Genomic DNA, 22,507 nt, shown 5'->3' with positions numbered 1-22,507 from the left:
GAGCAGAAGTTTACTAACAGAATGGTTAGACAGAGGAAGAAGGGGCAGGTTTACACCTGCCCTTAGGTGGATCTAGAGGTGCTTAGTTAGATTTCTAAGAACAATGCCCTTGGCCTGAAACTTGGCACACCCAGCCAGATAACCATCAGGATCTACTTCATCACCAAGCCCCTTGGCACCGAAAGCTGCACGGTCGGCAGTGTCGTGAAGATTATGCTCGTAGTAACTATTCAGAAAGCTTACGTCGTAACCCATAAGACCCAGATTGCCAGCAACTGCCATCGGGTCTGCAAAACACTTTCTTATCTCATCAATAACGTAGTCGCTGGTTTTTACTGTAGCGATCGTTGCTAATACCACTGTTGCTACAACAGCACGCTTGAAAATGTTTCCACTGCAGTGGTTATTCAAAAGGTAGGCACCCAGATTCTCAACTTTTCTATTCAGCTTATAAGTACCGAAAAGATAGGTTCTTGGGTCAGCTGCGCGTAAAACGGCTCTGCCGATAAAACCTGGAGTCTTTTTGATAGCAGAGGCAAGACTCATCAAAGCATTTGTAATAGCCTTTTTTACAGAGCGCTTATGTGAAGGAGTTTCTGCTGGAATAACGATTTCCTCTTCGTCTTCTACAGCCTTATAACCCGTCGTTTGGCCAGGACCGGGGAACGGTTCGAACTCAGGAATTTGATTTGTTTCAGGGGGAACCAAAGAGATTGTGTGGCCATCTTTGGTTATGCTTGCTCGCAGGCAGATTTCGTCTACACACTCCTGATAACCATAAGAGTCGTTTTTAACGTCTTGCAGTGTAACGACACTAGATCCGTTACCATTATTATTACGATTGTTAATCATAATTGACCTCCATGTTAAATAACGCTGACTTAAGTTGTTAGTCCTTCTAACATCTCTGACCAGAGTGTTAGGCAATTAGTTCTGTGTATACGACTAAAGGTGGTCTAAGAGTCTTTACATCGCCTGAAAGCCCTGTGGGGCGTATACTTGGCAGCAGAATTATCTTTTAGGGAAAAATATGTCCACATCCTGGCGGTCCGATGACCCCGATGCCGGCCTTGAGGCCAGCAAATATGAAAATCCTGTTCCCAGCCGAACTCTTATTTTCCAGCAACTTGAAAACCGCGGAGCACCAGCCCGTTACGAAGTTCTGGTGGATGAGTTTGGCCTGGAAGATGAGGATGAACAGGAGGGGTTAAGACGGCGCCTGATAGCCATGGTGCGGGATGGGCAGTTGATTCAGACCCGTAAAGGAGCCTTTGGTCTAATAGACAAAATGGATCTTATCGTTGGAAAGGTTCAGGGACACCGTGATGGGTTTGGATTTGTTATTCCCAGTGAAGGCGATGACCTTTTCCTGACTGCCAGACAGATGAAGGAGCTGTTTGATGGTGACAGGGTTGTGGTGAGGGAAACTGATGTAGATTCCCGTGGCCGCCGCTTCTGCACAGTTGTAGATATTCTGGAGCGCAGTGTTACCCAGATTGTTGGTCCTTACCATGAGGAAGACGGACTTGGGTTCGTGACTCCGGAAGGTAAACGGATGACCAACGATGTGGTCATCGAACCCGGTGCTCTGGTTCCCACAAAAGGCCAGATTGTGTTGGTGGATATTAAGGAATATCCCACCAAGCGCCATATGGCCATTGGCGTGATTCGGGAAATCCTCGGTGACCGTATGGATGCGGGCATGGAGATTGATATCGCCGTTCGTAGCCATGACATTCCCCATGAATGGCCCAAGAATGTTCTGAATGCGGTTAAGCGATTCAAACCTGAAGTCGCCGAAGACGATAAAGCCCACCGTGTGGATATGCGTGCTGTGCCATTTGTCACCATTGATGGTGAAGATGCACGGGACTTTGATGATGCTGTTTATGCAGAGAAGAAAAAGTCTGGCGGCTGGCGTCTGTTTGTAGCCATTGCCGATGTTTCCCATTATGTGAAGCCCGGTTCAGCGCTTGATCTGGAAGCCCACAACCGGGGTAACTCCGTGTATTTCCCAGGCTATGTTATTCCCATGCTGCCGGAAGTTTTATCTAATGGACTTTGCTCCCTGAATCCTCATGTGGATCGTTTGGCAATGGTCTGTGAAATGACCATCAGCGCCAAAGGTAAACTCAGCGGTTTCAAGTTCTATGAAGGTTTGATTCAGTCCCATGCTCGTCTGACCTACACCAAGGTTGGCGCCATGCTCGAGCATCCTGAACGGGAAGACGGCGCAGCTCTGCGCAAAGAGTATGCGGATGTAGTTCCCCATGTGGATGAGTTGTATCGCCTTTATCATGCTCTGCGTGCAGTGCGTGACGATCGTGGTGCTATCGATTTTGAAACCACCGAAACCCGTATAGTTTTCGGAGCCAATCGTAAGATCGACAAGATTGTTCCCACTTACCGGAACGATGCTCACAAGCTGATTGAAGAGTGCATGCTGTGCGCGAACGTTGCCACGGCCAAGTTTCTTGAGAAACATGAGCTACCTGCACTTTACCGTGTGCATGAAGGGCCGACAGACAAGAAGCTGGAGAACCTGCATAACTTCCTGGGAGAGCTGGGGCTCAGCTTACCCGGTCGTAGCAAGCCAACTCCCAAAGATTACCAACATCTGCTGAGTTCTATTGCTGATCGTCCGGATGCTCATGTTATCCAGATCATGATGCTGCGCTCTTTGAGTCAGGCAGTTTATGATCCGGAAAATACCGGGCACTTTGGTTTGGCTTATTCCGCCTATGCGCACTTCACTTCCCCGATTCGCCGTTACCCGGATTTGCTTGTTCACCGGGCTATTCGCCATGTGATTCGTTCGGAGAAAAAGTCCAAACATGTGGTGCGTGTTGATGGTGCACAATCGCTGACCAAGAAAGCTATTTTCCCTTACGACAACGAAGGGATGATGGCTTTGGGCGAACATTGTTCTCTTACTGAGCGTCGTGCCGATGATGCAACCCGTGATGTCACTGACTGGCTCAAGTGTGAGTACATGCAGAACCATCTTGGGGAAACCTATGAAGGTGTGATCGCTACAGTTACCGGCTTCGGTCTGTTTGTTGAGCTGACTGATATCTTTGTGACTGGTCTGGTTCATATCAGTACGTTGCCGGGTGACTACTATCACTTTGAACAGGCTCACCAGCGGTTGATGGGAGAGAAAACAGCCACCCGCTTCCAGCTGGGCGATCGTATGACTGTTCAGGTTGCGCGTGTTGACCTGGAAGAAAAAACCATCGACTTCGAAATGGCTGGCGCGCCAATGGCGACGCGCAGTGGTCGGAGACGTTCAGCAGCTCTAGGTAAAGCAGACAGCCGAGGTGGAGAGCGTGAACGTGCTCAGTCTCGCAGAGCAACAGGGCGTAAGCCTCGTCCAAACACCCCTGACAAAGCTTCGAAAGATGATGGCGTCTGGGAGAGCCGCCCACAGTCCCGATCCAAAAAAGCTACGGATGAAGGTGCGGGTAAAAAGTCCAAGGGCAAAAAGAAAGTCCGTAAGGATAAAGCCAAGCGAGCTTCCAGAAAAAAAACAACCGGGAAGACCAGCACAAAACCTGCGGTGAAAAACTCAGGTAAAACAACGGCTGCAAAACCCAAGCGCTCTCCGCGCAAGCGCCCCGTTAAGAAATAACCTTTAGATTTAAGTATGAAATGCCTGGCACTTTATTTGTTCTTTGAAAATAAAGTGTCAGGCGGAGTAGAAGTGAATGATTGATAACGATATTTCCTTTGGTGTTCATGCTGTACAGGCGCTACTGGAAAGTCATCCAGACCAGATTATGGAAGTCTGGTTTCAGAAAGGCCGCCGCGGCAGCCGATTGGAAAAACTGATCGAACAGGCGCGGGAAACTGGTATTCCCGTTAAGTTTGTTGATCGTGAGCGTATTGATCGCAAAGCCGATGGCGTTCACCAGGGTGTTGTCGCTTTAGTGCGTGCCGCTAAGGTTTACCGGGAAAATGATCTCTACACTTTGCTGGACAACCTTGATCAGCCACCATTTTTGCTGATTCTCGATAGCATCACCGATCCTCATAACCTCGGTGCCTGCATGCGCTCTGCCGATGCTGCCGGTGTGCAGGCAGTGATTGTTGCCAAAGACAAATCTGCGCCTTTGAACTCTATTGCCCGTAAAGTGGCCTGTGGTGCGGCAGAAACTATTCCTTTGATCACGGTTACCAACCTTGCCCGCACTATGCGTGAATTGCAGGAGCGTGGTATCTGGCTGATTGGAGCTGCTGGTGAAGCCAGTAGCAACATCTACAGCACTGATCTGAATGGCCCAACAGCTATTGTGATGGGAGCGGAAGGAAAAGGCCTGCGTCGTTTAACCCGTGAACATTGTGATGCCCTTGTGCACATTCCAATGGTGGGTACTGTGAGCAGCCTGAATGTTTCTGTGGCCACAGGTATTTGCCTGTTTGAAGCTTTGCGCCAGAGAACTCAGCACTAAAACTCAGAGTTCGAAATGAAGAAAGCCACTCAAATTGAGTGGCTTTCTTGTCTCTTTAATCGGCTTTTCGGAAGAGCTTGTATTCCCAGCCTGGTTTAACTGCTCCCCCTGGCTCGTCTCCTCCTACCCCTGCAGCAACTATCCAGCTATCTCCCCAATATGTTTTGGCATCCTGAACGTTAATGCCAAGCTCTTTCTCTGTGTACTTGCTTATCGCTTCGTCGAAAGATTCAACTTGTTCCTGTAAATGCTTTTCAACAGGTTCTGCACTTGATGAATCAGGTATGGCTTTATTGCTGCGTAGCAGGCAGAAGTTCACGCGCTTGAAGAGGTCGGTGATACCTTCTTGATCGGCAGCTTTTTTCAGCGCTTTCCAGAAATCCAAATCGCCTTTGATAAGCCGGCCAGCACCGTTCAGGCAAAGAGTTATCTGGGCTCCGCCCTTCAATCTTTGTGCAAGAGATGGAATAGTCTTAGCGTCCTCTTGCTCCGGAGAGTTTCCACCAATCTCATCAACCGAGATAGTATGATCTCCGCTAAAGCGAACACGGGAATGTTGTATTTCTTCTGCCCCGTCAACATCCTTGAGAGTTACCGTTTCACTTGACCCAGGCAAAGAGCAAAGTGCTTTTTGTACACTGGATTTTCCGTAACCTACTCCACCGACAAGAACTATTCCTTTGAGTGGCAACTCTCGTGGTTCACCGTGATTGTCATTAATAAAAGCTATTGCTTCGGAACTGGAAAGCCCCTGTAGCTGGGAAAGGTTTGTTGCGGCTGTTTGTCCAGACATTTCAACCGCTTTAGAGCGTAGTTCCTGATAAGCGCCGAAGAGGGATAATGTCTCGGGCTGAGTCTCTTGATCAAGGTATCGCAGCGTCGCCTCGTAGCGCCCTAAGCGATGAGTCAGATTTAAAGCTTTTTCAGTATCTCCCTGAGTTATCGCATCTCTGGCCATGCGCAGATAACTGCATGCCAGTCTGGCCTTTATAGGTTTGATGAAGGCGAGAGCAGAAAGAACAACCAGAAAAACTTTGCGTTTGGCTGTTGATATTCTTCGTTTGGAGAGGCTGGTTTCCAGAGCGCCTTGTTGCCATATAGGAGCTTTTCCGGGTATCTGATTATGAGCTTCTGTTGTTGTAACAGGCCCTTTTTCTGGCGACGAGGGAGTCACCATAACGAGAGGTTTTGTGCCTCCAGCCCCTGGTGGTACGCCCTTGCTTTCCATTCTGCCATCCCTGATTAAATGATTGATTTCAGGTTAGCAGAATGAACTTTCCTAATTTCAGGCAGGTAAAACTATACGTTATCAAGGCCGCGCCATTGGGAATAAGCCAGTATTGCAACAATAAGCGCAATGGCAGCAATAATAAACTCACCAGCCAGAGTCAGTGAAGAAAGTTGAAAGGCAATAAGAATAATACTGGCAACAACCCACAGGGTATCCAATAAGATGATGGTTTGCGCCAAACCTTTATGAATAGCTGGTCGCATGGCGATAATAAACAGAGAAACTGCAAAGAAAACAAGAACACCACCCAATCCCATTAAATAACCATCAGCCAGATAATTGTTTAAACCGATGTATGTATTGATCCCTGTGGAATAGATCAGCATGGAAAGACCACAGATGCAGGAGAAAAACGCATTAATCAGCAAGGCATTCTGCAGAAGTCGTGAACTGCTGGTGGAGACCTCTGTCGGTTGTTGGGTTATATGTTCCGACATTGTCATTATTCCTGTTGATATTATCTCAAGGTATGGGAAAGACTTTATTTTCGCAAATTCATAAAAAAGCCCCGGCTTGTTAGTCAGGGCTTTTTTAATTAATGGAAGAGTTGAATCAAACCATCATAAACAGCAGGCGGGCAACGATCAGGCCGCCACCGGTACCGATGACAGCACCCAGCATGCCCATCAGAACACCTACAGGAACCAGGTTCTCGTTGTAAGCACCCGCGATGATTGGGGAGCTGGCAACACCGCCGATGTTGGCGCAGCTGGCGATGCAGCAGGTGAACAGGTCAATCTTGAAGACTTTAGCCAGAACCAGCATAACCAGAGCGTGGATAGCGAGGATCATAAAGCCCGCGATGATGTAAACAGGGGCTTCAGTCAGCTCACCGAAGTTAGCGCTGGCAGCGATTAGGGCAACCATGGTGTACAGCATGATGTTAGACAGCTGCTTGGAACCTGGAACGCTGCTCAGAGGAGTCATAGCGCAACCAATACCAGCGATGGTAGACAGCATGATCATCCAGATAGTGCCGGTCACAAACTGGCTCTGTGGCAGGTACTGGGCGATGAAAGTGAAGAATGCACCGGAACCAAGAGCCAGAGCCAGCAGGCCGAACAGATCCAGGAAGGTTGCTTCTTTGCGGCCTTCTTTTTCAGTGGCTTCAATCTTTGCACTGATCTCTTCAACAATGGAAGTGTCAGCCTTATTGAAAGTGTTGAACTTCTTAACGATGGAGGTTGTGGACACCATCATCAGCAGCATCATGATCCAGATGGAGTAGTCGATGGAGTCAATCAGCAGGGTGTAACCCATGCCTGCGCCATCCAGCCCCAGAGCCTGCTGTACCGCAACCATGTTTTGGGTACCACCGATCCAGGAACCGGCCAGTGCACCGAAGGTCTGCCAGGAGTTAGCGGCCAGGCTGCCTTTGAAGAGTGCGAAAGTAATCAGGAAACCAACCATGATACTGATGCTGGCGGAGAAGAATGCCAGCAGCATTTTAGGGCCGAGTTTCATGATGTTGCGCATATCGCACTTCAGTAGCATCAGGAAAATCATGGAAGGAAGGATTGCGCTGCGAATGGAGCCACGTGCAATACCTGCACCAGTTGCTTCGCCATCAATTGAGAGAGACCACAGGCCAAAGGTGGAGAACAGCATGGCCGCGAAATAAATAATTACCAGGGGGGGAACATATTCAAAGAATTTTGATTTTGTTTTTTCCTCAAGAAAGAAAGTACCTGCTGCCAGGCAAACTATAAATGCAATAAAAGAAAAACCACCGGTAATCATGCTTCAACCTTGTTTGGCAAAAATATTTCATCCTGCCAGTGTTTAAACAAACATCAGCAACAGAGGCAGGTGTGATGAATTCGTTATTAGGAAAACAAAGTCGGAAGTTGTTTTATTTGATTTCTGTCAGGAATTAGAAGAAATGAAAGTGAGGATTCTAAGGCTATGATATGTATCAAAAAAAGTTATTGTGAAAATCATATTTACCAATCAAAATTAGTTAACCCAAGTCTTTTGGTTTTATTTGAAGTTAAATTTAATTCGTTAGAGTTGCTTTTATTTGACCAAAAAGCCCTGCTAATACTTGCAGGGCTTTTTAGCTTTAGAGCAGAGTTTTGATGATTATTTAGTCAGTTTGATCTGGTAAAGAGCAAAACCGGCTTCATCAGTGCCAACCATTTCCATTGGATACTGAGCGTTGGCTTTAATGAAAGCAGCAGCTTTTTCAGAAGGCGCTGTTTCAAACACAACATTCAGATCAGTTTCGGTTTCAATGGTGGAGAAACGCCAGTTGTTATCAGCAGCAGGCTTAATTTCACCTTCAGTTTTGCTGGTTTCAGCAATGTAGTTTGCCAGAACCTGACGGGATTCATCTGGAGAAGCAAAAGCCACTTTGTCTTCGCCAGTACCTGCAAACTTACCACCACCAAAAGCACGGTAGTTGTTGGTTGCAATCAGGAACTGCTGATTGTCGGCAACAGGTTTGCCATTCCAGCTCAGGTTTTTGATACGGCGAGCATCAGCATTAACAACCTGACCTTTTTCGTTGTAACGGGAAGGCTGGGTAACATCAATTTCGTAGTTCACACCATCAATAACATCGAAGTTGTAAGTACGGAAAGTGTCCCAGTTAATCAGGCTCTGCTGTGCAGTAGAAGTCGTATCAATCTGGTTAAACTGACCTGCGGAACGCTCCATCCATTCACGCAGTTCAGCACCGGTGACTTTTACTGTAACCAGAGTATTTGGGTAAAGGTACAGGTCTGCGGCATTCTTAAAGGAAAGAACTCCGGACTCAACTTCAGTAAAGTTGGTTGGATCATTCTTACGGCCGCCAACCTTGAAAGGAGCACCGGCTGCCAGAACTGGAAGATCTGCCAAGTCAGGGTCACCCTGAATGAACTTTTCAACGTAAGCTTTCTGAGCCTGGTTTACGATCTGGATAGTAGGATCATCCTGAACCAGTGCCAGATAGCTGTACATTACGTCAGACGCTTTACCAATCGGCTGGTTTACGAATGCGTTAGTCGCTGCACGATCGTCTTCAACCAGTTGTGACAGTTCGGCGTCTGCATCTACCAGAGCAGTGCCGTCTTTTTCAGCAATAGCTCGGGCTTCGGTATTGGTTTTTACAATCTTCCATGAACCGTTGGCGTTATCCAAGGTCAGGTCAATAACACCAACATGGCTGCCCCAGCGGCCAGGCATCACAGTAGGAACACCGTTCAAGGTACCCGCTTCGATATCAGCGCCGGGAATATTTTCATAGCTCTTGCTCGGGAATACACCGTGGCTATGGCCGAACATAATGGCGTCAATTTCAGGAACCTGAGAGAGGTAGTACACAGAGTTCTCTGCCATAGCCTTGTAAGGCTCTTCGCTCAAACCAGAGTGAGGAATGGCAACCACAACATCCGCACCTTTGGATTTCATTTCCGGAATCATCAGACGGGCTGTTGCTGTGATGTCAGTAACAGTGACCTTGCCTTCAAGGTTCTTGCGATCCCACTGCATAATCTGTGGTGGAACAAAGCCGATAAAGCCAACTTTGATAGATTGCACCTGGCCGTCGGTATCCTTCACTTCTATCTCTTTGATGAGATAAGGAGGCAGCAGGTTCTCTCCAGTTTCAGCGTCACGCACGTTGGAGTTTATGTAAGGGAAGTCTGCACCAGCAAGAGCGGCATTGAGGTAATCCAGACCATAGTTGAATTCATGATTACCAATGTTGCCAACGTCGTACTGCATGGCGTTCATAACTTTGTAGACAGGGTGAACATCACCTTCTTGCAGCCCTTCAGCCGCGCGCCAGTCTCCCATTGGGGAACCCTGAATCAGGTCGCCATTGTCAACCAGAACACTGTTGGTGGCTTCAGCGCGTGCCTGCTTGACTACAGAGGCTGTGCGAACAAGACCAAAACGGGTTGTGGATTTGCCTTTATAAAAGTCGAAATCCAGAACATTGGAGTGAATGTCTGTTGTCTCTATCAAGCGAAGATCAACAGTGGCTGCGAAGCTCGCAGTAGAAAACAGTACACCGGACAGGGTGTAAGTCACGGCTTTGCAAAGTAGCGGGGTTCTTTTGATCATGATGACCTGTTGTCGTCAGGTGTATAAAAGAAATATGGCGAGGAAAGGGTATCAGCCTTGGACAGTATCCCGATATTGGGAGAACTCCTGCTACCAGAGGTTGATAAATCATATTTGTGATTGTTGATCTTTTGACCGGCCAGAAAATGAAAAAGCGCCGGCAGGCGCTTTTTAATAAGTTATTTATAACTATCTCGGATTATGCAGCAGCCATAACTCCAGGTTTGGCGGCTTCCTCTTCAGATGCAGATTCTGTATGAGCAACAATGGTGCTGACAGCTGTATCACCAACTACGTTAACCACGGTGCAGGCTGCGTCCAAGATACGGTCAACTGCGATAATGATACCCAGTGCTTCAATAGGCAGACCCAGTGTATGCAGCAGAACACCTGTTGTTACGACTGCGCCGCCAGGAATACCACCAGTGGCAATAGCCAGAAGGAAAGTGGTAAAGCCGAGAGTAACCAGCTCAGTTGTACCCAAAGCTACGCCATAAGCATTCGCGACAAAGATAGTGGCGACGGCCATGTAAATGGCAGCCCCAGACATATTCATGGTTGCACCCAATGGTACAGAGAAACCGGCAACACGGCTGGAAACATTCAGCTTGTCGGTCAGGGTGCGCAGAGTCACTGGGATAGTTGCGTTAGAGCTGGCAGTAGACAGTGCAAACATCATCTGTTCACGAGTCTGACGCAGGAAGTCCAGCGGGTTGCGACGAGTAATCAGGCTGATGGTCAGCGGGTAGAACACAAACAACCAGAACACCATAACAGCCAGGGCAGTACCAACGTAGGACAGTACGCTCAGAATGCTGGCGGTATCCAGAGTCGCGCCCAGCTTGGCAGTAAGGAAGAACACACCCCATGGAGCCAGAGACATGATCATGGTGATCAGCTTCATCATTACACTGTTCGCTACCGCAAAAGCTTTGCTGGCACTGTGAGTCTCATGGTTCTCAAGCTTCTTAATCGCCACACCAGTTGTGATGGCCATGAACAGGATTTGCAGGATGTTGCCGTCTGCAAAAGCCTTGAATGGATTAACAGGAACAATACCCACGATCATTGCCAGCATGGAAGGTGGCTCTTTGATGTTCAGGCTCATTGTTGCATCGGCAAGACCCAGGTCGGCCCCCAAGCCGGGCTGGATAAGTGTTGCCAGACCAATCGCAGCAGCAATAGCGATAACAGTGTTCACCAGGTAGAGACTGAAGGTCTTCATGCCAAGACGACCAAACTGGCCAACATCTTCCAAGGAACATACGGCATTAACAATGGAGACAAAGATCAGCGGTACAACAACCAGCTTGATCATGGCGACAAACAGAGAGCCACCGGTGCCGAAAATATTCTGGACAAGATAGGTTTGCAGGAAACCGTCAGGTGCTGCAAAAGACTGAATCAAACCGCCAAGAAGAAGACCCGCGGCCAGGGCGATCATAATACGAGTGGCAAGATTGTTGCTCATAGAATGAGTGTCTCCCTGAACAAAAAATGTTCACGTTTTATGTGTTTTAGTAATATTTCGCGCACTCTATAGAAGCATTAGTATTTATACAAGGTCTTGAAAAATAAGGGCTTTTCGATAGGTTTTTTTGTTTTTCTTTATTATTTGGGTTTATTTTCTGTGGGGGGTGGGTTGATCTTGAAAATATGCTTTGCTGGCACTGTTGCGGACAGGCGGAATTCCCTAAATAAAAAAAATATTGCGAGTTGTACGTAGTGTAAGTTTGAGGAAGAGGGCTCTTGTTGCCCTCACTCCTTCCATGGGCTGTTTTATTTGATATGCTCGAAAAACTCTGGGATTAACTCTTTCCCGCGGGTGCGAACAGATTCCAGATGACTGTCTTCAACCCAGGAGTATGGCCAGCGCAATCGCTGATGAAGATCGTCACACCATCCGGAAGCAACAGCCATAAACTTGCTGCAGGCATGCAGTGGATAGTTATGTTCTGTGACCAATGGATTTATACATTCGCGCACAAATTGCTGGATGCGCCTTTCCAGTTCAAGGCCTGCATCCTGATCTCTGAGAGTCAGCTCATTCCATGACTGCGCGGCGCAGGGGTTCATACCGGCAATGCTTGAGCAGGAACCATGGGCACCTTTGGACAAACCTGTTGCCAGGGATTGCCCGGGAACCATAACAGTAATTTGTTCCATAACTGGTTGCATGGTTTCATACCAGCTGTCATCTCCACCGGATGCGCTGATACCAACGAGTTCAGGCACTTCATTAGCTAACCAAAGATAATCCTCTGGTGTTAGCTGGATTTTTGCATTTGGTGGATTACAGAGAATCAGGCCACGATCCCGTGAGTTCTTGGCGCACCCCTTCATGAATCGAAGAACGCCCCGACGGTTGGCTTCAACCCAGTCCGGAAGAATTAAGTGAATGGCCGCTGGTGCGTGGTCAGCAGCTACAGCCACTCTTTCGAGGCTTTCATAAGGGTGTGCATGGCAGGCTCCCAACTGATATGCAATGCCGTGTCTGTGGCAGGACGAGGCGAAGCGCTCAATCAAGCGGCAGTATTCGGTAAAAGTAAGATTGAAGAACTCACTGGAGTTTGTACCAGCATAAACGCCGCTGACACCAGACCTTTGGATTATCGCTATTTCTTCGTCAATAAAGCCAAAGTCGATAACACTGTGTTCTTTTATTTGCAGAAACAGAGGCGCCCAGGTGCCGCGAATCTCGTGTGCTTTTAATGCATTCATGAAGTTTAACCCTTGCGTACCAGACACAGTTTGCTGTCTTTGTACGACATAGGTCTTCTATTGTTAGAGAAAATAAGTACTGGCACTTATCCCTATAACTTCGTGCCAGAGTCGAGGGGGCGTTTTATAACAGCACCGTACAGTAGAAATCTATGATAAAAATCAAAATAAAAAATAAGAGAAGGTTGGGAAGAGAAAATTACCAGAGAATGCCAAGGCGCATTCTCTGGGGTGAAGAAGTTACTTGCGGAAGCGACCCATAAAGAAATCTTTCAGCATTACCCAGTCACTGATAAAGCTGTAGAACGGATATTTGAATGTGGCGGGTTTGTTTTTCTCAAAAATAAAATGCCCAACCCAGGCAAAGCCATAACCGACAACAGGCAGAAACCAGAGTAGCTGGTACTGGCTCGTGACAATGGCATAACCCAACAGCGACAGAACCAGCAGGCTGCCAACATAGTGCAGGGCGCGGCAAACAGGGTCGCTGTGTTCTTCCAGATAATAAGGATAAAACTCAGCAAATGAGTTAAACGTTTTCTCTGCGGTATTTTCGCTCATAAACAGCCTCTTTTAATTATTGTTAGTGTTATTGCTGTGCCAAACGCGAACGGCGCCAATAATACCTGCTACAGCTGCGCTCAGGGCAACAACCAGAAGGCCAATTCTTTCACCAGAACCATGAACCGGATCCAGCCGAGTGAACAGCATGGCATAAAGGTTACCGGCTACGAAAGCCCATACGGCAGGAATCAGCGCCAGTAGACGTGGTGATTTTCTACTGGCCAGTGCCAGACCGGCGAGAGCAAGCACGGCAAGATAATCATCCAGTGATAATGGCCAGTATTTATTTGTTTTAAGAATGACCAGTGTTTCTCCAACAGCCAGTACAGCGGCAAACACCAGTGCATAGCCGTGCATAAATTTAGATAAACGACTCATACTGGCTTCTCCTGGTGGTGGCAGATGCCATCGGTTGAAGTTTTATCAATATCACCCTGGAATGGAGCGGCCAGCTGGCCAAGGTAACCTTTTGGATATTCCGGGTTAAAAACACCAATGCTTTCCACCTCTTTACCTTTAGGCCAGTAAAAGGTGCCGAAAATAATGTCCCAGATAATCAGGTTGTTGCCGTAGTTATTGTTGGAGTCTTCAATCCACTTGGAATGGTGCCAGCGGTGCAACTCAGTCATCGAGAAGATGTAGTTCAGCCAGCCAAGGCGAACATGAATATTACTGTGCTGGAACAGTCCATGAATCCCGTTAAAGACAAAATACATGGCCAGTGCTTCGGCATTTGTGCCGAGAATAACGAAGGGAACAACTTCAGGAATCAGCAGATAAACCTTCTCGATGGGATGAAAGCGTCCGGCATTCATCCAGTAAAGGCGGTTAGGGCTGTGGTGAACGGCGTGGAAGCGCCATAGGAATGTGACGTTGTGAGCCGCTCGGTGAAACCAATAGCGGCCGAATTCAGCAATCACCAGAATCAGGAACAACTGTGCGACGATGTTCCAATGATGAGGCCAGAGATCAGGGCCAAAGGTTTGCCCTGCCCAGACAGTTGCTGTGGCCAGAGAGGCCAGCCATACCGGTTTCATCAACCGGGGAATGGAAATCTGAGCAATAACCAGGTGGATTAAGTCGGTCTTGGTATCACCATCAGACTTATTCCAGTCCTGCCGGTAGGGCATCAGTCTCTCAAGAAAGGCGATAGTCAGCGCACCGGGAACAAGTACCACAAATACAGCAATACCTTCGTGAACGCCATTTTGCAGCAAAAGCCAGACAGCAGTGAGGCAAAGAGCCATAACCGCTGGGAAAACAATACGGGGAGCAAGCATGGTGTAACCTGTCTTTATTATTTTATTGGAAACACTGTTTCCCAGTATTTTATTTCACACTCACAGTTTTGCAACCCTCAAAATAAAACAGGCCATAAAAAACAGGTGTAGCTCATGGGTATGAACAACACCTGTCTGGTTAAAGAGAATAGTGTTTAAAGGCTTATCGACCCTGACGGCGCAGACCTTCCGCATTAGCCACTTTCAGAGCCGCAAATACGGTACGTGGATTAATTTCACAAGGTTCGTTGTGAATGGTTTCGCCTTCTGCACAGGCGGCCTCAGCAACAGCCATGATCTGTTCGTCGGTAATATCGTGCAGGCCGACAGCTTCCAGGGTTGTTGGCAGGCCAACGGCTTCACAGAAGCTGTAAACCATATCAACCATCTCGCTGTCCTGATCACTCAGGAACATCATGGCCTGAATACCAAGCGCAACCTTTTCACCGTGCAGGGCACCATGACAGCCGGGCAGAACAGTTAAACCGTTGTGGATCGCGTGTGCGGCTGCCAGACCACCACTTTCAAAACCAATACCGCTGAGCAGAGTGTTGGCTTCAATAATGCGCTCAAGAGCAGGAGTAACAACATTTTGCTGACAGGCTTCCAAAGCCATTGGGCCATATTCCAGCAGGGTTTCATGGCAGAGTTCAGCAAGAGTGAGAGCAGACTGGGGGCCTTGGCGGCCAGTCATGTTAGTACCCTGATTGCGACGGCAGTGCTCTGCTTCAAACCAGGTTGCAAAGGCATCACCCATACCGGCAACCAGCATGCGGGCTGGTGCTTTAGCAACAATATCACTATCGACAATAACCACATCCGGGTTGCGATCAAGAATAACGTAGCAATCAAATTCACCGGCTTCGGTGTAAAGAACAGACAGAGCACTGCAAGGAGCGTCTGTGGAGGCAATGCTGGGAACGATGATAACCGGGTGATGGGTGAAGTGAGCAGCCGCTTTTGCGGTATCAAGAGTCTTGCCGCCACCAATACCAATGATGACATCGGCAGTGTGGTTTTCGATCAATCCTTGAATGCGCTCAATCTCTTCCTTGCAGCACTCACCATTAAACGTTGTGCAGGTAAAGCCGATTTTCTCTGCGAGAATGCTGGCGATACGGTCGCCATAATGTTCATTGATGAATGAGTCCAGCAAAACTAAAGCGTGCTTACCTAGACGCTCTGTTTCTTCTCCCAGAACTTCCAGAGCACGATCCCCTTGAACATAACGACCTGGGAAAATGGCAGTGGTAATCATGACATGTACCTGTCTGTTGTCTTTTAGGGTATTGCTGACATCGTTGTATCACAGGAGAAAATGGGGGAATTGTTACAGGTCAAACTCAGGCGCGGCCGAAAAGGAAATCTCGGGCTTTATGCCTTTTTCTCCAGACTGAAGCATTGGTGTCTACACTGCTGCTTTCTGGAGGAGGTTCGAAATGCAGAGTTCCGGAATTTTGTTGAGACGTTTTCTAGTTGCTCTTGCCCTGATTTTTTTCGCAGGCAGTGTATTTGCTGATGAGCAGTACACACTGGATAACAAGTGGGATAAAGCGAAGGAACGGCTTTCACTGTTAGAAAACTGGTTAGACCCAGGTACATCTTCCCAGTTAAAACAGATTGGTATTGAAAAAGGCTGGCACTGCCTGGATGTTGGAGCTGGGCTTGGAGGAGTAACCCGCTGGCTGGCAGATAAAGTTGGGCCTGATGGGCTGGTTGATGCCCTGGATATGGAGCCAAAGTTTCTTGAAGAAATTAAGCTGCCGAATGTTCGGGTATTAAAAAAGAATCTGGTTACAGACGATCTTCCCACGAATCAATATGACTTTATTTTTGCCCGAGCCGTATTGATGCACATTCCTGAACGGGAACAGGTTTTGAAATCGCTGGTGGGGGCTTTAAAACCAGGAGGCGTATTAATGATTGAGGATATTGGCCTTTTGCCTTCAGGTGTTTCATTCCAGAGCTTCTTCAGCGACTCGGATCTGAACACCTATGTGCAGAGTCTGTTGGATTCCCTGGAAGAACATAACAATTTTTCTCTTTATTCTGGCTATAGGAATGCGTCTCTATTCGAGGAGAACGGCCTTGTTGATGTGAATGCCCATGCCTATTCACCTCTGACACGTGGTAACCATGAAGAAGGGAAACTATTAGAGCTGACTTTGGTTCAGCTCAGGCCGCTGCTACTGAAACATGGCTTTGATGAAAAAAGATACGATCAGGTTACGGCGCGCTTTAAAAATAACGATGCTCGCTGGTGGGGGCTTGTACGTATCACAACAACTGGCAGAAAACCTTCCTGAGCGTTAGAGTTGGCGGCTTCGCTCCCTATTGAACGGAGCTTCCTAATTAAGGGTTACCCCATGAGTGAAATTAAACTCACTGAATACAGTCATGGTGCCGGTTGCGGCTGCAAAATTTCTCCTCAGGTTCTTGATCAGATTTTGAAGAGTGACCTTCAATTGCCTGACTTCCCCGGCCTGCTGGTTGGCAATGCATCTAAAGATGATGCCGCTGTTTTTGATATGGGCAACGGCGAAGGTGTTATCAGTACCACCGACTTTTTTATGCCGATTGTGGATGATCCATTTGATTTCGGCCGAATCGCAGCCACAAATGCCATCAGTGATATTTATGCCATGGGTGGAACCCCGATGATGGCGATTGCCATTCTTGGCTGGCCAGTGAATGTTCTTGGGCCAGATGTAGCAAGAAAGGTTGTTGATGGCGGTCGTCAGGCCTGCCTTGATGCCGGAATCCCTCTTGCCGGTGGACACAGTATTGATGCCCCTGAGCCTATTTTTGGACTGGCAGTGACCGGGCGGGTTGCTCTTGAAAATCTAAAGCAGAACGACACAGCTAAAGCCGGAGATAAACTCTACCTAACCAAACCTTTGGGTATTGGTATTCTGACCACAGCAGAGAAACAAAAGAAAATTGCACCGGAACATACTCATATTGCCCGTGATGCCATGTGCACACTGAATAAACCTGGTGCAGAGTTTGCCCGGATTCCTGGTGTATCTGCCATGACTGATGTAACGGGTTTTGGATTTCTGGGGCACCTTCTGGAAATCTGTGAAGGTAGTGGTGTCAGTGCTGTGATTAAAGAGGGCGCAGTTCCACTGCTGCCAGAAGTTGAGCATTATCGACACCTTGGCTGTGTACCCGGCGGTACCGGTCGTAACCATGCCAGTTATGGGCACAAGCTGCCGGAGTTGACTGATCGCCAAAAGCAGGTTTTGTGTGACCCTCAAACCAGTGGAGGTTTGCTGGTAGCGGTTTCTTCTCAATATGAACAGGAATTACTGGATGCTGGTAAGCGTTACGGTTTGACTCTGGAATGTGTTGGAGAGCTGAAGGCTGGAGAATCTGGAGAGCATTCACCGATTGCGGTGATTTAATAGTGGTAACTAAAAGGCCCGCATAAGCGCGGGCCTTGTCGGACAGGTTCTATCCTGTGAGAGAATCAGATAGGCCTGTTGCCGTAGTTGGATTCGGGTTTCTTGGGCGGGTCAGAGATTACGTTTGAGGGGACTTCCTCAATTTTTCCGCCTTTGGCCAGATATTCTTCAATCTGGGCACTCATCATTTCTCTTAGCCGTCGGCGGGATTCGACAGTGCGTTCATCCGGAGATTCATCCTTACTTCCAAGATAGGAAAAATCTGGTCCCTCATTAGCTTTCGCTTTTTTTGCTGGCTTTTTCCGTGCCATAGTCCAGTCCTCTTGGTTACTGGTGGCTCCACCCTGCCCCACTGGATAATTCCGTGAAGTTTCGTGTGTCACCGTGTTTTATTATTTTTATTGTTAGCGCTGACTTCATGTCGCGCATTTCCATTTATAATTCCTTTTCTTCAATCTTGCCAATAATTTCTTACAGAATTTTTTCAATCCCCGATCTGACACACAATCCAGTTAATTTCGGTCAGAATTTCTGACCCTGAATGGTTGCGACGATTTGGCGGTGTCCGCCGTGGATTCTATGCTCCCCTAAGGTAATGCCTTGCCAGGTGCCTAAAGCCAGTTTTCCATTGCGAATTGGAATAACAACTCCTGCCCCCATCAGGCTGCTTTTGATGTGGGCTGGCATATCATCCGGGCCTTCATCCTGATGGAGGTAGTGGGGTTCATTGTCAGGAACGAGTTTATTTATATGGCACTCCATATCCTCACGAACAGAAGGGTCGGCATTTTCATTAATTGTGAGAGAGGCGGAAGTATGTTGAATAAACAGGTTCAGTAACCCGATTTCATAATCCTTCAGTTCTGGCAGGTGATGGATGATTTCATGGGTAATCAGGTGATAGCCCCGAGGGTAGGGAGTCAGGCGAATAAGTTTTTGCTGCCACATATCTGAGTTCCGCAAATACCAAGTTCACATGGAAATATACTCCACACGCTGGTGATTGTTAGAGATTCATGAATCTTCTTTGAAACGTTTTGCTGGCGGTTCATCCGACAAAAGTTGATCTTCCTGCTCTTTGTATCTGGCGTCTGGGACTGTACTAAAGCTATCTTCAGATAGATTAATGGCAAGCACGAATACAAGGTATTTTTCATCATTAAGCTCGACAATGAGTAGTTCATTCTCCGGAGTATCTTGAAAGAATTTAAAAGCCCAGCCTTTTGAGAAGTATGAGCCTCTCTCGTGCCATGGAATATCTGGTGACGGTTCAGGCTCAACAGGCCAAGCCTCTAAGTGGTGTGGAGGGTTGGTACTTTTTGCATCGATAAGCCCTGATTTATTCAGAAAACCAGACCAGGTAAATAGATTTTTAACATTATGGTGAAGGGGGGTATTCTTGGAGTAATGTAGCGTGAGATTGAACCTTGTTTCACGTTTTCTGAGTACAACCGCCATGTGAGCCATCTGGCTCTGCTTGTCGAGAGCTTTTGGAACTAATACAAAGGATGGCAAATACTGCATCTTCTTATAGCTTGTTACGTCCTCTGGCACTTTGACGAGAAAGCAAAGCTCTGGTTTTAGCTCTGTCGACTGTCCTCCAAATTGACGGCCATAAATAAGATCTTGAGGGTTCGGATGCTGTTCTCCTCCAACCGGAGGCCAGATTGCAGGTTCTATGCCTAAGGGTCTGAGTCTTACATGTGATGTGACCTCTATATCCCAGGACGATGGGGCTGGTTCAAAGATCTCTGTCGCTTCTTCGAGCTCAGCCCTTTCATCTTTTTCGTCATAAGCTGGCTTAGCTTGTGAAGATAGGGAAGAGTTGGAGTCACTAGTAGGTATAGTAAGGTGGTGTATATCCTCAGCTTCTGACGTTGTTACCCCTTCTGTAGCATCACCATCTGTTAGTGAAGAAGTGCTAGTAGTAATGCTTTCCTGCGGTGCCGTAAGAACAACCCCTGCAGGCAATTGGCCTGTAAGTTTGGCTTCCAATAATTGCATTTGAAGAGCTATTTCCTGGCACTTTTGGCCAACGGCAATATCTAGTCCCGCGCATGTAGCGTTGTAAGTTTCTTGAAGCTGTTGCAGTTTAGTGTCAAGCATTTCTGCTCGTCTTTTTTGTTCACCTACCTCTCGGGATAGCTGATGAGTAAGTGCCCCCAGAGCTGTTGTCGCTTTTGATACGGCCTTTAATTCTGGAGCGGCGGTTTCAGGTATTTTATGTGCAAGTTGCGACAGAACTTTTGGGGCACACTCCGATTGCAGGTGACAGTTCGCTCTTTCTCGCATAACCCAAGCATCACAAATTTTACACTGGGTTGCATAAGCGGCACAGGCAGACTTTCTATGGGTGAGGTATTCCTCAGATAGCCTTACGTCCTTGGCATCCTTTGTTTTGAATTCTTCACACTCCTTGCATAGAGATGGGCAGAAGTTTTTGTGAAGAGTTCTGCCTGCTGAGTAAACTGACGTGTCGCAATCTGGACAATCAAACCAGTCAGATTCACTACTGCTTTCCTCCATACTGACAGTAGTTGGATGCACATCCTGCAGGTGTTTGGGTATGTTTCGAATGGCAAATGGGTTTTCCGTTGGACACCCTTCGATTGGACAGGTCACTTCTGCATCTTTAATAGCTTCTGCCTTCTCCCCTCCAACCGGATAAGCAAACCGTTTGGGTTTATGTTTACAGGAGGAACGTGGGCAATGGGGGAGGCGTTTATCGCAGCCAGAGCAAATAGAGGAAGTGCATTTTGTTGAGGAACTTGAGGAACAAGCATATGTGCCCATCTCTCCATTAATGTGTTTTCCTTCAGGTAAACCAACAAGCTGGCTATTGGGAATGGCACAGGTGTCACCCTTGAATGACTTATCTATAAGAAAGTACAAGCCGTTCGATATGTAATAAGTCTTTTCTTCTGTGGCGTGCAGATTGAGGGAAATAAGCATTAAAAGTAGAAGGCCAGCAGAGAGGCGCACAGAGAGCTTCATGATTCTTTCGGGCTGAAAAAAGCCGGGAAGTATAGGCGCTGATTTCTTTCTTTCCGGTGTAAACGACAGAGGTTTACTTTAAGCCAAGACGTTTAGCCAACCTGTGCAAATTACCTGCATCAACACTTAGCTTCTTGGCTGTAGCAGCCCAGTTATTCTTGTTTTCTTTCAGCGCAACACTGATTAACTGGCGTTGAAAGTTATCAGTTGCCTCTCGGAGGTTGTCGAGCCGGGATAATGAGAGTTCCTGTGCGGAGGAGGCTGTAGGAACTTTCTTAAGGCCGACTTGTTCCCCTTTTAAATTAAAATGCTCCGGCAAAATCATCACATATTCATCAATCGCTTCTGAGCGTGCCAGGATGGCAGCGCGGTGAATACAGTGTTCCAGCTCACGAACATTACCAGGCCAGGAATACTCCAGCAGTCGCTGGTGGCAGGAGGCACTCAGGCTGAGATGACGAAGCCCCAGTTGCGCACGACATTTCTCAATAAAGAATCCGGCCAGTACCACCGCATCTTCACCTCTATCTCGCAACGGTGGAACATGAATCGGGAATACGCTCAGGCGATGATATAAGTCTGCTCGGAATCGCCCTTCACTGACCTCTCTTTTTAAATCCCGGTTGGTTGCGGCAACAATGCGGGTGTTTACTTTCAGGCTGCTGTCGTCGCCTACCCGCTGCAGGTCTCCGTACTGCAATACTCGTAATAGTTTTGATTGAAGAGAGAGGCTGAGTTCACCCACTTCATCCAAAAACAGTGTGCCACCATCAGCCAGTTCAAATTTACCTTTACGATGGCTGATGGCTCCGGTGAAAGCGCCTTTTACATGACCAAAGAGTTCGCTTTCCGCTACAGATTCTGGAAGTGCCGCACAGTTCAGGTAAACCATTGGGTTTTCTGCTCTGGCTGACTGGTTGTGGATTGTACCGGCAACCAACTCTTTACCTGTGCCGGTTTCCCCAAGAATCAGGGTTGTCATATCTGTGCTGGCAACTACTTCAATTTCTTTTCTAAGCATCTGCATGGAAACAGACTGGCCAATCATTTGAACCTGTTTGATGGTGCTGGGTGACGCCTGCTGGTCTTGCTGAGGGCTGGAGAAGCCTACAGCCTGATTCTCCAGTTTCTCCATAAGTAGAGCGTTATTTAAAGATGCGGAAGCGATAGCGCTGACTGTACGTAATTCATCATCACTGAAGTCATCGAACTGGTCAGCGGAAAAACCATCAATGGTTAGCGCGCCAATCAGCCGTTCATTGGCAATCAGCGGTAAACCCACACAGGCATGAACTTTCAGTTCACCTTCAAGAGAAGGGATAAGACCGTCATAAGGATCAGGTAAGTCACTGTCTGCCGGGAAGCGAACAATATCTCCGGCGCGGGCAATGGCTTCGAGTCTTGGGTGTTCTTCCAGTGAGAAGTGCCGCCCAAGAACATCTGGCGCTAAACCATCAATGGAGAGAGGAACAAACTTATGTTCCTGAAAAGCCAGCAGAGCCGAGGCTTCACAATCAAACAGATCTCTGACAATGGCGAGCATACGGCCAAAGCGATCCTGCGAGGAAAGACCAGAAGTCATTTCCAGCGCCAGTTTGGTGAGATCAATCCGCTGGTGGTACTGCATATTTTTATAAATCCGAAGACTGTCAAAAACACAATCACTGTCGTATTGACAATGTTTTGCGTGTGTCATTATGACAGTGTCGTTTTAAAAAGTCCTTTAAAATCAAGGAAATAAAAGTTGGC

Annotated in this window: 19 protein-coding genes; 4 read left to right on the top strand and 15 right to left on the bottom strand. The window is 47.6% G+C overall.

Translation table 11 applies throughout. From position 1 onward, the window contains the following. Positions 1 to 72: 72 nt before the first annotated feature. Positions 73 to 852 carry a hypothetical protein gene (locus tag ACY2RR_RS04795; RefSeq protein ID WP_490107006.1) on the bottom strand — a complete coding sequence of 260 codons (780 nt, stop codon included), beginning with the start codon at positions 850 to 852 and terminating at the stop codon, positions 73 to 75. Positions 853 to 1,030: 178 nt separating this feature from the next. Here ACY2RR_RS04795 and rnr point away from each other — a divergent pair, with 178 nt between their 5' ends. Both rnr and rlmB read left to right on the top strand, forming a co-directional pair. Beyond that, complete coding sequence (gene rnr, locus ACY2RR_RS04790; RefSeq protein ID WP_490107005.1) at positions 1,031 to 3,631, top strand: ribonuclease R; 2,601 nt, start codon at positions 1,031 to 1,033, stop codon at positions 3,629 to 3,631. A 76-nt stretch (positions 3,632 to 3,707) separates the two neighbouring features. Further along, on the top strand, positions 3,708 to 4,451 hold the full coding sequence (gene rlmB / locus ACY2RR_RS04785) for a 23S rRNA (guanosine(2251)-2'-O)-methyltransferase RlmB (RefSeq protein ID WP_490107004.1): 744 nt from the start codon (positions 3,708 to 3,710) through the stop codon (positions 4,449 to 4,451). A gap of 55 nt (positions 4,452 to 4,506) precedes the next feature. On the opposite strand, the gene ACY2RR_RS04780 is transcribed toward rlmB, so the two are convergent. From ACY2RR_RS04780 to ACY2RR_RS04735, 10 genes are all read right to left on the bottom strand, one after another. After that, positions 4,507 to 5,679 (bottom strand): hypothetical protein, encoded by a 1,173-nt coding sequence (locus ACY2RR_RS04780; protein WP_490107003.1) that lies wholly within the window; start codon positions 5,677 to 5,679, stop codon positions 4,507 to 4,509. 71 nt (positions 5,680 to 5,750) lie between these two features. Further along, positions 5,751 to 6,179, bottom strand: coding sequence for a hypothetical protein (locus ACY2RR_RS04775; protein WP_490107002.1), 429 nt, complete (start codon positions 6,177 to 6,179; stop codon positions 5,751 to 5,753). Between the two features lie 115 nt (positions 6,180 to 6,294). Beyond that, a complete protein-coding gene (locus ACY2RR_RS04770; RefSeq protein ID WP_490107001.1) occupies positions 6,295 to 7,482 on the bottom strand; it encodes a DUF819 family protein in 1,188 nt (395 codons plus the stop codon). Positions 7,483 to 7,824: 342 nt separating this feature from the next. Continuing rightward, entirely contained in the window at positions 7,825 to 9,792 is a 1,968-nt protein-coding gene (locus ACY2RR_RS04765) for a bifunctional 2',3'-cyclic-nucleotide 2'-phosphodiesterase/3'-nucleotidase (protein ID WP_490107000.1), read from the bottom strand. A gap of 199 nt (positions 9,793 to 9,991) precedes the next feature. After that, a complete protein-coding gene (locus ACY2RR_RS04760) occupies positions 9,992 to 11,263 on the bottom strand; it encodes a dicarboxylate/amino acid:cation symporter (RefSeq protein WP_490106999.1) in 1,272 nt (423 codons plus the stop codon). A gap of 308 nt (positions 11,264 to 11,571) precedes the next feature. Next, the gene (locus tag ACY2RR_RS04755) at positions 11,572 to 12,513 is read right to left on the bottom strand and encodes a dihydrodipicolinate synthase family protein (protein WP_490106998.1); all 942 of its coding nucleotides are present in this window, start codon (positions 12,511 to 12,513) and stop codon (positions 11,572 to 11,574) included. A gap of 240 nt (positions 12,514 to 12,753) precedes the next feature. Further along, a complete protein-coding gene (locus ACY2RR_RS04750) occupies positions 12,754 to 13,074 on the bottom strand; it encodes an Mpo1-like protein (protein WP_490106997.1) in 321 nt (106 codons plus the stop codon). Positions 13,075 to 13,086: 12 nt separating this feature from the next. Then, positions 13,087 to 13,455 carry a hypothetical protein gene (locus ACY2RR_RS04745; protein WP_490106996.1) on the bottom strand — a complete coding sequence of 123 codons (369 nt, stop codon included), beginning with the start codon at positions 13,453 to 13,455 and terminating at the stop codon, positions 13,087 to 13,089. Further along, a complete protein-coding gene (locus ACY2RR_RS04740; protein ID WP_490106995.1) occupies positions 13,452 to 14,357 on the bottom strand; it encodes a sterol desaturase family protein in 906 nt (301 codons plus the stop codon). Before ACY2RR_RS04740 ends, ACY2RR_RS04745 begins: the two co-directional genes overlap by 4 nt. A gap of 163 nt (positions 14,358 to 14,520) precedes the next feature. Then, complete coding sequence (locus tag ACY2RR_RS04735) at positions 14,521 to 15,615, bottom strand: glycerol dehydrogenase (RefSeq protein ID WP_490106994.1); 1,095 nt, start codon at positions 15,613 to 15,615, stop codon at positions 14,521 to 14,523. 181 nt (positions 15,616 to 15,796) lie between these two features. Here ACY2RR_RS04735 and ACY2RR_RS04730 point away from each other — a divergent pair, with 181 nt between their 5' ends. Together ACY2RR_RS04730 and selD are read left to right on the top strand one after the other, a co-directional pair. Then, positions 15,797 to 16,663 (top strand): methyltransferase domain-containing protein, encoded by an 867-nt coding sequence (locus tag ACY2RR_RS04730; RefSeq protein ID WP_490106993.1) that lies wholly within the window; start codon positions 15,797 to 15,799, stop codon positions 16,661 to 16,663. Between the two features lie 60 nt (positions 16,664 to 16,723). Then, positions 16,724 to 17,764: a selenide, water dikinase SelD gene (selD, locus tag ACY2RR_RS04725; RefSeq protein ID WP_490106992.1), complete on the top strand. Its 1,041-nt coding sequence runs from the start codon at positions 16,724 to 16,726 to the stop codon at positions 17,762 to 17,764. 65 nt (positions 17,765 to 17,829) lie between these two features. Here the strand turns inward: selD and ACY2RR_RS04720 are convergent, their stop codons facing one another. The 4 genes from ACY2RR_RS04720 to norR form a co-directional block, all read right to left on the bottom strand. After that, entirely contained in the window at positions 17,830 to 18,075 is a 246-nt protein-coding gene (locus ACY2RR_RS04720) for a hypothetical protein (RefSeq protein WP_490106991.1), read from the bottom strand. A gap of 211 nt (positions 18,076 to 18,286) precedes the next feature. Further along, positions 18,287 to 18,712, bottom strand: a complete 426-nt coding sequence (locus ACY2RR_RS04715) for a secondary thiamine-phosphate synthase enzyme YjbQ (RefSeq protein ID WP_490106990.1) — start codon at positions 18,710 to 18,712, stop codon at positions 18,287 to 18,289. A gap of 66 nt (positions 18,713 to 18,778) precedes the next feature. Further along, positions 18,779 to 20,758: a hypothetical protein gene (locus ACY2RR_RS04710; protein ID WP_490106989.1), complete on the bottom strand. Its 1,980-nt coding sequence runs from the start codon at positions 20,756 to 20,758 to the stop codon at positions 18,779 to 18,781. 73 nt (positions 20,759 to 20,831) lie between these two features. Beyond that, a complete protein-coding gene (gene norR / locus ACY2RR_RS04705; RefSeq protein WP_490106988.1) occupies positions 20,832 to 22,385 on the bottom strand; it encodes a nitric oxide reductase transcriptional regulator NorR in 1,554 nt (517 codons plus the stop codon). Positions 22,386 to 22,507 lie beyond the last annotated feature (122 nt).

This window comes from Parendozoicomonas sp. 2304DJ65-17, assembly GCF_058148445.1.
The sequence above is the reverse complement of the archived record's forward strand: the minus strand, read 5'-3'. Positions and strand labels throughout refer to the sequence as shown.